Source organism: Streptomyces sp. NPDC051172 (genome assembly GCF_040682555.1).
GTDB lineage: Bacteria > Actinomycetota > Actinomycetes > Streptomycetales > Streptomycetaceae > Streptomyces.
Map to the genome: position 1 here is coordinate 98,448 of NZ_JBFBBE010000009.1, position 12,109 is coordinate 110,556.

11 protein-coding genes and 1 riboswitch are annotated in these 12,109 nt (G+C 70.6%); all 11 genes read right to left on the bottom strand.

Translation table 11 applies throughout. From position 1 onward, the window contains the following. Position 1: 1 nt before the first annotated feature. The 11 genes from AB0N07_RS07645 to AB0N07_RS07695 all read right to left on the bottom strand — a co-directional run bounded on the left by AB0N07_RS07645 (position 2) and on the right by AB0N07_RS07695 (position 12,070). Entirely contained in the window at positions 2 to 1,126 is a 1,125-nt protein-coding gene (locus AB0N07_RS07645; RefSeq protein ID WP_365833131.1) for an MsnO8 family LLM class oxidoreductase, read from the bottom strand. Next, positions 1,119 to 2,210, bottom strand: a complete 1,092-nt coding sequence (locus AB0N07_RS07650) for an LLM class flavin-dependent oxidoreductase (RefSeq protein ID WP_365833133.1) — start codon at positions 2,208 to 2,210, stop codon at positions 1,119 to 1,121. Before AB0N07_RS07650 ends, AB0N07_RS07645 begins: the two co-directional genes overlap by 8 nt. Beyond that, on the bottom strand, positions 2,207 to 3,583 hold the full coding sequence (locus AB0N07_RS07655) for an NtaA/DmoA family FMN-dependent monooxygenase (protein ID WP_365833135.1): 1,377 nt from the start codon (positions 3,581 to 3,583) through the stop codon (positions 2,207 to 2,209). Before AB0N07_RS07655 ends, AB0N07_RS07650 begins: the two co-directional genes overlap by 4 nt. Before the next feature lie 22 nt (positions 3,584 to 3,605). Further along, positions 3,606 to 4,820, bottom strand: coding sequence for an LLM class flavin-dependent oxidoreductase (locus AB0N07_RS07660; RefSeq protein ID WP_365833137.1), 1,215 nt, complete (start codon positions 4,818 to 4,820; stop codon positions 3,606 to 3,608). A gap of 75 nt (positions 4,821 to 4,895) precedes the next feature. Further along, the gene (locus AB0N07_RS07665) at positions 4,896 to 5,006 is read right to left on the bottom strand and encodes a putative leader peptide (protein WP_365833139.1); all 111 of its coding nucleotides are present in this window, start codon (positions 5,004 to 5,006) and stop codon (positions 4,896 to 4,898) included. Between the two features lie 26 nt (positions 5,007 to 5,032). Next, on the bottom strand, positions 5,033 to 5,758 hold the full coding sequence (locus AB0N07_RS07670; RefSeq protein WP_365833141.1) for a GNAT family N-acetyltransferase: 726 nt from the start codon (positions 5,756 to 5,758) through the stop codon (positions 5,033 to 5,035). 74 nt (positions 5,759 to 5,832) lie between these two features. Beyond that, positions 5,833 to 6,855, bottom strand: coding sequence for an ABC transporter substrate-binding protein (locus AB0N07_RS07675; RefSeq protein WP_365833143.1), 1,023 nt, complete (start codon positions 6,853 to 6,855; stop codon positions 5,833 to 5,835). Between the two features lie 77 nt (positions 6,856 to 6,932). After that, positions 6,933 to 7,730, bottom strand: a complete 798-nt coding sequence (locus tag AB0N07_RS07680; protein WP_365833145.1) for an amino acid ABC transporter ATP-binding protein — start codon at positions 7,728 to 7,730, stop codon at positions 6,933 to 6,935. After that, positions 7,727 to 8,707, bottom strand: coding sequence for an amino acid ABC transporter permease (locus tag AB0N07_RS07685; protein WP_365833147.1), 981 nt, complete (start codon positions 8,705 to 8,707; stop codon positions 7,727 to 7,729). Before AB0N07_RS07685 ends, AB0N07_RS07680 begins: the two co-directional genes overlap by 4 nt. 350 nt (positions 8,708 to 9,057) lie before the next feature. After that, positions 9,058 to 9,167: riboswitch (SAM riboswitch) on the bottom strand. Between the two features lie 66 nt (positions 9,168 to 9,233). Beyond that, a complete protein-coding gene (locus AB0N07_RS07690) occupies positions 9,234 to 10,130 on the bottom strand; it encodes a glutathione S-transferase C-terminal domain-containing protein (protein ID WP_365833149.1) in 897 nt (298 codons plus the stop codon). 383 nt (positions 10,131 to 10,513) lie between these two features. Next, on the bottom strand, positions 10,514 to 12,070 hold the full coding sequence (locus tag AB0N07_RS07695) for an oxidoreductase (RefSeq protein WP_365833151.1): 1,557 nt from the start codon (positions 12,068 to 12,070) through the stop codon (positions 10,514 to 10,516). Between the last annotated feature and the right edge of the window lie 39 nt (positions 12,071 to 12,109).

Here is a 12,109-nt window from a genome sequence, read left to right on the forward strand (position 1 = left end):
CTCACCGCCGCTTCCACTCCTGCGCCAACAGCTCGTACGACCTCACCCGGTCCGCATGGTCGTGAGTGATCGTCGTGATGAGCAACTCGTCGGCGTCCGTGGCCTGTTGGAGCTGCTCCAGGTGGTCGGCCACCCTCGCCGGGGAGCCGACGAACTGGGTGTCCAGGCGGTCCTGGACGAGGGCGCGGTCCTCGTCGGTCCAGGGGTGGGCGCGTGCCTCCTCGGGCGTCGGGAACTCGATCGCGCCCTCGGCGGTGCGGATGCTGCGCACCCACGGGCCGTAGCCGGTGGCGAGTTCGCGTGCCTTCTCGTCGTCCTCGGCGACCACGACGTCCGCGGACACACTGACGTACGGCTTGTCGAGGACGTCGGAGGGCTGGAAGAAGGACCGGTAGCCGTCCACCGCCTCCAGGACGGTGGCCGGGCTGACGTGGTAGTTGGCGGCGAACCGCAGGCCGCGCGCGCCCGCGACCTCCGCGCTCTGGCCGCCGCTGCTGCCGAGGATCCACAGCTCGACCTCGGCGCCCTCGCCCGGCACGGCGTGCGCCTCGGCACCCTCCGGGGAGCGGTAGGTGCCGGCCAGCAGCGCGAGGATGTCGTCGATCTGCTGCGCGTAGTCCTGCGATTCGGCGTTCGGGAGCAGGAGCAGTCTCCGTTGCAGGGCGATCCGGGGTGAGCCGAGGAGGCGTTCGAAGGAGAAGCGGGGCGGGATGAGCAGGCCGTTGGGAGCGCGGCCGTCGACGACCGGGGTGGCCGTCTGCCCGGTCGCCTTCTCGCCCGGCGAGCGGCCGCCCGAGCGGCCGAGGCCCAGGTCGAAGCGGCCGGGGTGCAGGGCGTCGATCAGGCCGAACTCCTCCACCGTGGACAGGGCGGTGCGGTGGCCGAGTTGTACGGCTCCCGAGCCGAGGCGGATGGTGGAGGTGGCGGAGGCCGTCAGGGCCAGGACGACCGCGGGGGACGTGCCTGCGACGCCCGGGTTGAGATGGTGTTCGGCGAACCAGTAGCGGGCGTAGCCGAGGCGTTCGGCCTGCTGGGCCAGGTGGATGGAGTTGCGCAGGGCGTCGGCGGCCGTCGAACCGGAGGAGATCGGCACCAGGTCGAGGACGCCGAGGGGGATGTCAGACATGGGCCGGCTCCTCACTGGTCGGTGCTCCCGGCAGCACGGGGCCCCAGTCGAAGGGCGGGTCCGGGATGGCCCCTCGCAGAGTCGGGGCCACCGCCGACTGGAACAGCTCCAGCGAGTCGCGGTGCTGGGTGTCGGTGAGTCCGCTCGCGTCCGCGTGCAGGTGCACGACCGTGTGCCCGAACTGCTCGTGGTAGCGGTGCACCTTGTCGATGACCTGCTGCGGGCTGCCGATCAGTGCGGAGCTGCGCTCGACGAAGTCCTCCAGGGTCTCGAAGACGACCGGCAGACCGGCCTTCTTGAAGAACGCCAGGTTGGACTCGAAGACCGGCCGGTACGCGGCCAGCGCCTCCTGGGAGGTCGGGGCCACATGGATGCCCGCTGTGCCCGCACCGACGGCGATCCGTGCCGGGTCGTGGCCGTAGTGCTCCCAGCGCTCGCGGTAGTAGCGGATCAACTCGGCGTACGGCTCGATCGGGTTGGTGACGTTGGCCGAGAACAGCGGGTCGCCGTAGCGGGCGGCGAGGTCGACCGACTCCTTGCTGGTCGCGCTGCCGTGCCAGACCCGGACCGGCTGCTGGTACGGGCGCGGCCAGACCTCCGCCTCCGCCAGCTCGGGGCGGAAACGCGTCGCCGCGGTGACCTTGTCCTGCCGCCAGATCTGCCGGAACACCTCGTAGCTCTCGGCGTTGCGGTCCCACTGGTCCTCGGGCGTGACGTGGAACAGGTCGCGCTGGGCGGCGCCGTTGCCCTTGCCGATGATCAGGTCGAGTCGGCCGTTCGAGAGGTGGTCGAGGGTGGCGTAGTCCTCGTAGGCGCGGACCGGGTCGAGGAGGCTGAGGGTCGTCACCGCGGTGAACAGGCGGATGCGCTTCGTCAGCGCGGCGACATGGCTGAGCACGACCGGTGGCGAGGAGGAGATGAACGGCCGCTCGTGCCGCTCGCCCACGCCGAAGCCGTCGAAGCCCAGCTCCTCGGCGAGCAGGGCGTTGTCGAGCACCTCTCGGAACCGGTCGTGGGTGGACTTCTGCACCCCGGTGACCGGGTCCGGGCGGTGGACGATCAGGGTGATCGCGAGGAACTTCACGAGGCCACCCGCTGCTCGTCGGACGCCTCGCCGGGGTGCGCGAGACCCAGGTGGTGGCGGAGGGTCGGGCCCTCGTACTCCGTGCGGAACACGCCCTGTTCCTGGAGCAGCGGGACGACCTTGTCGGCGAAGACGTCGAGGCCGCTGGGGGTGATGTGCGGGACGAGGATGAAGCCGTCGCTGGCGTCGGCCTGCACGAAGTCGTTGATGGTCCTGGCGACGGTGGCCGGGGAGCCGATGAAGTTCTGGCGGTTGCCGGTCTCGATGACGAGGTCACGGATGGACCAGTTGTTGGCGGCGGCCAGCTCGCGCCACTCGCGGGCGGTGGCCAGCGGGTCGCGGTACATGCGCACCTGGGCGCGGCCCTTGGAGATGTGGTTGTCGCTGACGTCCGGGTCGATGTCGGGCAGCGGGCCCTCCGGGTCGTAGGCGGACAGGTCCCGGTTCCAGACGAACTCCAGGTGCTTGATGGCGGTGGCCCCGCTGACCTGCTGGCGGCGCACCTCCTTGGCCAGCTCCTCGGCCTCCGCGTCGGTGTCGCCGAGGATGAAGCTCGCGGCGGGCAGGATCAGCAACTGGTCGGCGCGGCGGCCGTACTTGGCGAGGCGGTTCTTGACGTCCTTGTAGAAGCTCTGGCCCGCCTCCAGGGTGGCGTACCGGCTGAAGATCGCGTCGGCGGAGGCGGCGGCGAACTCGCGGCCCTCGTCGGAGTCGCCGGCCTGGAAGACGACCGGGCGGCCCTGCGGGGAGCGCGGAACGTTGAACTGGCCGTGGATGTCGAAGTGCCGGCCGGAGTGGACGAACGAGCCCGCCTTCGCGTCCTTCAGGAAGACGCCCGTGGCCTGGTCGGCGATGATCTCGTCGCCGTGCCAGGAGTCGAAGAGTTCGTGCGCGGTGGTCAGGAACTCCTTGGCGCGGGAGTAGCGCTCGTCCTGCGGGAGGAAGCCGCCGCGGCGGAAGTTCTCGCCGGTGAAGGCGTCCCAGGAGGTGACCACGTTCCAGGCGGCGCGGCCGCCGGAGAGGTGGTCGAGGCTGGCGAACTGGCGGGCCACCTCGTAGGGCTCGTTGAAGGTGGAGTTGATGGTGCCGGTCAGGCCGAGGTGGTCGGTGACGGCGGCGAGCGCGGCCAGGACGGTGAAGGTGTCGGGGCGGCCCACGACGTCCAGGTCGTATATCTTCCCGCCCTGTTCGCGGAGCCTGAGACCTTCGGCGAGGAAGAGGAAGTCGAACTTGGCGCGTTCGGCGGTCTGCGCGAAGTGGACGAAGGAGCTGAACTCGATGTGGCTGCCGGCCTTCGGGTCGCTCCACACGGTGGTGTTGTTGACGCCCGGGAAGTGCGCGGCCAGATGGATCTGCTTCAGCGGCTTGCTCATGATTGGGTGCGGTCCTTCCGGCTCAGGCGGTGGCGGCGGCGTAGCGGTTGGCGGGGCGGGCGAGGCCCAGCAGGCCGCGCAGGGTGTCGGCCTCGTAGGCGGTGCGGAAGGCGCCGCGGCGCTGGAGTTCGGGGACCAGGCCCCGGCTGATGGCGGGCAGGTCGTGTCCGGCGACCGCGGGCCGCAGCCGGAACCCGGTCAGCCCCGTCTCGGCGAACTCCTGCAGCAGATCGGCGAGTTGGCCGGGCGAACCGGCGAAGATGCGGGCGTCGCTGGTGTACGGCTCTGCCGCGAGGGCGTCGAGACGGGCGCGGCGGTCCTCGGCGGCGGCCTGGTCGTCGTCGAGGAAGACCACCAGGTCGCCGAAGACGTGCAGGAGTTCACCGGCACGCCCGGCGGCCTCCTGTTCGGCACGGATCTCCGCGACGATCGCGCGGGCCTGGTCGGTGTCCTGCGGGGTGACGTAACCGACGTCGGTCCGGCGGGCGATCAGCCGGTACGGGACGGTCTGGTGTCCGAGGGAGGTGACCAGCGGCTGGCCCTGCGGCGGGCGCGGGGTGATGGAGGGGCCCTTGACGCTGAAGTGCCTGCCCTCGAAGTCGATGTAGTGCAGCTTGTCCCGGTCGATGAAGCGGCCGGTGGCCACGTCCCGGATCTCCGCGTCGTCCTCCCAGCTGTCCCAGAGCCGGCGCACGACCTCGACGTGGTCGGCGGCCTCGTCGAAGAGCTCGGTGAGCCGTTCCTGGCCGGCCGGGCTCTGGAGTTCGGCCAGGTTGATCGGCGGGAAGGTGCGGCGGCCGAAGTGGTCCGCCTCGTGCGGGCGGGCGGTGATCTGCACCCGCAGGCCCGCGCGGCCGGTGCTGACGTAGTCGAGGGTGGCGATCGCCTTGGAGATGTGGAACGGCTCCGTGTGGGTGGCGATCACGGTCGGCACCAGACCGATGTGCCGGGTGAGGGGTGCGATGCGGGACGCGATCAGTACGGCGTCGAGGCGGCCACGGACCTCGTCGGTGCGGCCGTCCAGCTCTCCGTAGTGCGAGGACTGCAGGCCGAGGCCGTCTTCGAGGGTGACGAAGTCGAGCAGTCCGCGCTCGGCCTCGGCGACCTGGCCGGCCCAGTATCCGGCGGTGAACAGGTCCCGGGGGCGGGCCACTTGCTCGCGCCAGGAGGCGGAGTGCCAGCCGGTGCCCTCAAGGGCCACGGCAAGGTGCAGATGGGAAGCGGGAGTTGAGGACACGAGGGTGCCTTCCTGGAGGTCCGTACGAGATCGCCGGCCCGCGGGATCGGGGCGCACGGCGGCAGGGGAAACGGGTCAGGAGCAACAGAGGGCGCCGGCCACGCGCTGGAGGTCGATATGGGGCCGGGAGTGGAGGCGGACGGCGCGCAGTACACGTGTCATCCGGCCCACCTCCGCTCGATGCATCACCTTCGACAAGGACAACGGCACAGCTATGCCGTTTCTTCCAGAACTGCGGCTCCGGTCGGCCGTAGGAGCGAGAAGACCGTACGGCGGCGCAGGGTGAAGCCGATCGACTCGTACAGGCGGATCGCGTTGGCGTTGGTGGCCCTGGCATGCAGGAAGGGGCGTTCGCCGCGCTCCTTGATGCCGGCTGCGACCGCGCGGACCAGGCGGGTGGCCAGGCCCCGGCCGCGGTGGTCGGGGTCGGTGCACACGGCGCTGATCTCGGTCCAGCCGGGCGGGTGGAGACGTTCGCCGGCCAGGGCGATCAGCCGGCCGCGGTGGCGGATGCCGAGGTAGGTGCCCATTTCGACGGTGCGGGGCAGATAGGGGCCCGGTTGGGTGCGGGCGACCAGGTCGAGGATCTCGGGTACGTCCTCGGCGCCGAGCCGTACGGCTTCGGGGTCGGGCTCGGCGCGCAGGCCGGTGTCCACGAGCTGGACGCCCCGTCCGGTGCGCAGGACCTCCCATCCGGCCGGTGCCTCGGTCACTCCGCGCACCGAGGCGGTGCCGTCGGGGCCGATCAGGGTGGCCAGGTCGGCCCAGGCCTGCGGGTCGCCGGTGTCGGTGACGGCGTAGAAGGGGGCCACGTCCTGCCGGTAGCGGGCGGCGCGGCCGACGCGTTCGGCCAAGTGCGCGTGCGGGCCGGTCAGGGCCGCCCAGGCGGGGTTGTCCAGAAGGTGCGAGGAGGTGGCTTCGATGCTGGTGGCGGACATCGTGGGGCGGTCTCCGAGGGGCCTGGGAGCGGGGACCCCGCCGCGGGGCGGCGGAGTCCCCTGTCGGGGGCGGGTCAGGAGTTGTCGAGGGGCAGGCCGGCCGGGTTGACCTCGGACTTGGCGACGGCCTCGTTGGAGAGGTTCCAGGCGGCCAGCCACTTGGCGTACTGGCCGTTCTTGATCAGGTAGTTGACGGCGTCGGCGAGCGGCTTGGCGAGGCCGCTGTCCTTCTTGGCGGTGGCGGCGATCAGGCCCTGCAGCGAGGCTCCGGCGCCCGAGTAGGTGCCCGCGTTGCGCGTCGGGTTGGGCGTGTTGGCGGACTGGGTGATGTGGTACGCGATGCCGGGGTTGGGGCCGAAGAAGGAGTCGATCTTGCCGCTGTTCAGGGCCAGGTACGTGCCGTTGCGGTCCGGGTAGTACTTGACGGTGAGCTTCTTGCCCTCGCTCTCCAGCTTCTTCTTCCACTCCAGGAGGATCTTCTCCTGGTTGGTGCCGGCGCCGACGGAGACGGTCTTGCCGGCGAGGTTCTCGTAGTTGCCGTCGAAGTTCCACTTGCTGGACTTGAGCACCTCGAAGCCGAGGTTGTCCTTGCGGTAGGAGGCGAACTCGTACTTCTTCTTGCGCTCCTCGGTGTCGGTGACGTTCGAGAAGGCCACGTTCACCTTGCCGCTGTCGATGCCGACGAAGAGGTTCTCCCAGGTGAAGTTCTTCACCTCGGGCTTCAGGCCGAGGACGGCGGCGACCAGGCGGCCGAAGTCGGGCTCGGCGCCGGTGAGGGTCTTCTGGTCGCTGCCGACGTAGGCCAGCGGCGCGAACCCGGCGGGCAGGGCGCCGACGCCGATCTCCAGCTTGCCGCTGCTCTTGACGGACTTGGGCAGCTCCGCGCTGATCGACTTCACCTCGGAGACCTCGAGGCTGGTCTGCTTGGCGGCGCCGTTGGAGAGCTGTCCGACGGTCACGGTCCCGTTGGCGGCGTCGGTCGTGGTGGCCGCGTCGCTGTTCCCACCGCAGGCGGCGAGCCCGGTGGCGAGGGAGGCGACCGCGGTCGCCGCGGTGATGCCGCGTATCAGGCTGCGTCGGGTGAAGTGGACAGACATGGCCGTTCCTTGTCGCTGAGAGGTGAGGAGGTGGTGGCGTGGGGGGAAGTCGTGGGGCGCGCCGGATGCGTCAGGGGTCAGAGGACCTTGCTGAGGAAGTCCCTGGTGCGCTCGTGCTGTGGCTTGTCGAGGACCTCGGAGGGCGGGCCCTGTTCGACGATCCGTCCGTCGTCGATGAAGACGACCCGGTCGGCGATCTCGCGGGCGAAGCCGATCTCGTGGGTGACGATGACGAGCGTGGTGCCGCTGGTCGCCAGGTCCTTGATGACGGCGAGGACCTCGCCGACGAGTTCGGGGTCGAGGGCGGAGGTGGGCTCGTCGAAGAGGATGACGCCGGGGCGCAGGGCGAGGGCGCGGGCGATGGCGACGCGCTGCTGCTGACCGCCGGAGAGCTGGCGCGGGTAGGCGCCGGTCTTGTCGGCAAGACCGACCCGGCCGAGCAACTCGCGGGCCAGCTCCTGCGCTTCGGGCTTGCTGAGCCTGCCGGTGGCGACCGGGGCGGCGGCCACGTTGTCCAGGACCGTCAGATGCGGGAAGAGGTTGAAGTTCTGGAAGACGAAACCGATCCGGCCGCGCTGGGTGAGGATGGCCCGCTCGCTGAGTTCCTTCAGCCGCTCGCCGTGCCGCTTCACGCCGATCAGTTCGCCGTTGATGCTGACGTGGCCGATCTCCGGCTTCTCCAGGTGGTTGATGACCCGTAGCAGGGTGGACTTGCCGGAGCCGGACGGGCCGAGGATCACGGTCACCTCGCCCGGCCGCACCGTCAGGTCGATGCCGTTCAGGACGCGGTGGGCGCCGTACCACTTGTGCACGTCGTGCACCTCTACGGTGGCGGCCTCGACGCCGGCCAGCGCCTCAAGGGTCTTCGCGCTCATACGGCGGCCTCCCTGCGGATACGGGCCCGCAGGTCGATGAGACCGGTGCGGAGCTTCTGCAACGGGGTCGGCGGCAGGGAACGGGTGGCGCCCCGGGCGTAGTACCGCTCGACGTAGAACTGGATGACGGAGACGACGCTGGTCAGGATCAGGTACCAGACGGTGGCGACCAGCAGCAGCGGCACGATGTCGCCGGGGTAGGTGGAGCCCATGGACTGCGCGGTGCCGAACAGGTCGAGCAGCGAGACGTAGAAGACCAGCGAGGTGCTCTTGATCAGGCCGATGAGCTGGTTGACGTAGTTCGGGGTGATCGAGCGCAGCGCCTGCGGGAAGACGATCTTCGTGAACTGATAGCTCTTCGGCAGGCCCAGGGCCGCCGCCGCCTCCTGCTGGCCCTGGTCGACGGAGAGGATGCCGCCGCGGACGACCTCGGCCGCGTAGGCCGCCTCGTTGAGGCTGAGGCCGATGACGGCGACGACCATGTCGGTGGCGAGCTTGGACTCGTCGAAGGAGAGAAAGGCCGGTCCGAAGGGGACGCCGACGCTCAACGTCTTGTACAGAGCGCTGAAGTTGTAGAGGAAGAGCAGCACCACGATGAGCGGGATGGAGCGCAGCGCCCAGATGTAGGTCCAGCTCACGGCCCGCAGCACCGGGCTCTTCGAGAGCCGGGCCAGGGCGAGGACGATGCCACCGGCCAGGCCCAGCACCGCGCTGTAGGCGGCGACTTCGAGGGTGATGAGCAGACCGTCGAGGATGTTCGGCCGCAGGAACCAGTAGCCGAAGCGGTCCCACTGGTAGAACGGGTTGGTCGTCAGGCCGTGCACGAACTGGGCCGCGAGGACCAGGACGGCGGCGGTGGCGATCCAGCGCCCCGGCCTGCGCAGCGGCAGAACCCGCTGTGCGGCGAGGGGCTTTGACTGTTCGTCGGCGGGCGGCGCATCGGCGAGGGCGACCGTGGCGCCAGGGGGTTCACTCATGGTGGGCTCCGGCGGAGTCGGACACCCCACGGGCCGCGGCAGCCGTGCGCCGGAGCGGTTTGCTCGGCGCACGGGTGTGCAGGGGCACCGGGGGCGGGGAGGACAACGACACACCGCGCGGGCGGTGTTCGTCAGGGAGTGCGGGGACTGCGGGGAGGTGTCAGCCCCGACAGCGGGCACAGCCCGGTGCGGTACACAGTGCGCTGTTCACACGGAGCAGGTCGACGGCACGGTCGGCGGCAAACAGGTTCAGCAGGTTCGCGTACGGCTGTACGCAGCCCTGAGGGCGGCGTGCGGCCGTCCTGGGAGCTGCGTACATGGCGTCACCATCACTGTTCCGGCCCTTGTGGGCCTCGCGCTTACCGAAACGTCATCCGGTCCGGTCGTCACCTGGGGCACCCCACCGCGGAGCGAGGGTTGCCGGTCAGCTAGCCAGGGCTTGTCGCTGACACTCATGACCGTTCTGGTTCGTAGTTAAAACAATTGCCCGAAGGAATGTCAACGCCGGTCCACTGTGTGGAACGACTCAATTCCTGTTGACCTGCGATCCTGTCCCGTTTCCGTCGGATGCATGGGCCGCCCAGTCCAGGATCTGGACAGCGGCTCCGGCGGCCTCCAGACCCTGGCAACGGGCGTGGTGGCGCCGGGCGATGCCGTCCAGGTCGAGATGGGCGCCGAAGGCCGGGTGGGCGGCCAGCCGGCGGGCATAGGCCCACAGGGTGGGATGGCCGGCGATCCGCTGGACGGCACCGGCGTCCAGGTGGTTGCGGTGCACGGTGTCGAGTTGGACCAGCGCGACCCACAACTCGACGTCCGCGGCGGTGATTTCGTCACGGATCATGTACGTCCGCCCGACCAGCCACCGCTCCAGTGCACCGAGCGTTTCGAGCAGCGTATCGAGCGCCGCCGCGCGCTCGGATTCCTCACCGCCGGCCGATCCGGCGCGTTGCGCGGCGTCCTCGATGCCCTGCGCGCACATCCGCTCCACGGCCTCGATCTCCGACTCCGCGCCGCACGGGTAGGGCGAGGGGCGGTCGCTGCCGAAGCGGCGGGCGAGGTCGCGCATGATGTCCGGGGCGTGCGTGCTGACGATCCGTCCGGACCAGTCGTCGCTGAGCACGGGCGCGACGGCCGGGCCGGTGTAGTGGTGCGCACTCGCCTCGTACAGCGGGCGCAGGGCGTAGTGGCTGCCTTCGGGGGTGTCGGGGACGGCGGGCAGGAAGGTCGCCGGACAGACGGTGTGCAGGCCGAGCAGGCTGTGGGTGACGGCGATGCGCAGACCGTCGGGACACGCGGTCGACAGATGGAGACGGTAGCGGCCCGGTACGGCGTAGTGACCACTGCGGGCATCGCTGCCGATCCGGCCGCGGAAGGCGGGCGTGGGCTGGGCGGAGGTGTGGGCGGCCAGCGGTGTGACGGACATGGGTCTCCCCGGGAGAGGGCGCGGACGTACACGCGGCGGAAGCGACGTCGGGCGAACTCAGCCCTGGGGGCTGATCGCACTGCAGACACGCTGCAGATCGATGTGACGGCGGGAGGTGAGGAGAGGCGGACGGATCACTCGGACGGTGACCGGCTCAAGGCGCCCCATGCGTTTCCCTACCCATTCACTAGGATTCTCCTCTGGAGTGTCGGTCCGGCTCGGAGCCACGTCAAGAGGGCCGTCCCGCAATGCGGACAGCACGGTGGACACACCCCTCCCCCTGGCGTCACCGCCGCATCGCCGGCCCCCGCGGTGCCGGGCGCCAAGGGCTCGGTGGCACTCGCCGGTGCCTCCCGGCCGATCGCGGGCCCGGCGGTGGGAACCTAGTTCTTCTGCAGGGCGCGGGTCACGCCCGCGATGACGGCAGTCGTCAGCACCCAGCCGAAGGCGATCAGCAGATAGGCCAGCCACTGGAGGATGCCGCTCGTCCAGTACCAGGTGGTGCGCTGGCCCAGACCGCCGATCGGGATCAGCAGGTCGAGTGTGTAGACGAGGGGCTGGAACCGGGGCACCTCGCCCGCCTGCACCCGTGTGGGGCTGTGAGCGCCGAACGTCGCGGTCCCCAGCAGGGTCAGCACGAGCAGCCAGACGCCCGCCAGCCAGGGGCGGTAGCCGTAGCCCACGGTCACGTCCAGCAACTGCCCCCAGGCGCGGGCCGCCGGCCGCAGCGTGCGGCGCCGGTGCCGCTGCTTGGCCAGCAGCACCCGGCGGGCGTCGTCGTCATGGCCCGCCTTGCGGTACCAGCTCGCCAACTGCTCGTACGGCTGGGGGCTGTAGCCGGGGCTGCGCCCTATCCACCGCATGCGGTGCGCCACGGAGTCCGGCCGCCCCACCGCCTCCCGCCGCTCGCCCGCCACGGCCACCTTGATGGAGCCGTAGACGAAACCGTCCAGCTCCACCGTCTGCGGCCAGCTGTGCTCGTTGTCGTGGAGGTACGACACCTGCGCGCCCCGCAGGTCCACCGCCTGGGACGGCGGGCGGGCGAGGGTGAGGTCGAAGTCGACGGCCTGCATGAGCGCGCACAGCAGGGCCGGGCCGTCACCGCCGGGAGGGCCGTTCAGGACGGCTCCCTGGAAGGTGACGTTGTCCGAGACCCGGGTACCGCGCAGACGCACGGTCCCGTTCGCGGTGAAGCCCCGGGAGAACTCGAGCGTCGAGGCCACGGCGTTGTCCAGGGCGAGGGCCACTCCGCGCGGGCCGGGGCACTCCAGCTGCGCGCCCTGCATGAAAAGGCCGCCCGGCAACTGCGCGCCCAGCAGCCGCACTTCACCGTGCGCGACGAAGCCGCCCCCGCAGAAGAGGCCTCCGTCCGTGACCAGGCCACCGGCGGACAGGGCCCACCCCTCGGGTGCGAGCAGTCGGGCCTTGTTGAGGTTGACTCCGCCGGTCACATGCGCGTGGGTGAGGGACAGCGCGCTGAGCTCCCGGTGGAAGGCGGAGACGGGGCCGGCCTCCACGGTCGACCCCAGCAGGTCGAGACGTCCCTCGATGCGGGCCGACCCGGCTTCGAGGCCGGGTATCCGGCTGCGGGTGAGCGCGACGGTGCGGGTCTCGGCCCCGAAGAGGCCGACGTCCTGCTCGAACCAGCAGTCCTCGATCCAGAGGGGGTGATCGATCCGCGCACCCGCCAGGTTGATCCGGCCGGTTATCCGCGCGCCCGCAAGCGTCAGGGCGCCCACCGCGCCGGGCTGCACGGAGTGCGCACCGAGCAGCAGAGCGACGATCACTTCGGCCCGGACGGTCCGCCCGGGGCCCCACTGTCCGCCGTCGGCCACACGGTCGTCCTCGGCCACACCGGACCGCAGATCCACGCGGCGCCCGTCGGGGAACGCGTCCCACAACTCACGTTCCGGTGGAGTCAGTTCGTCGTATGACAGCACACGGACAGAGTAGTGATCCTTCCTCTCCGCCGGCCTGCT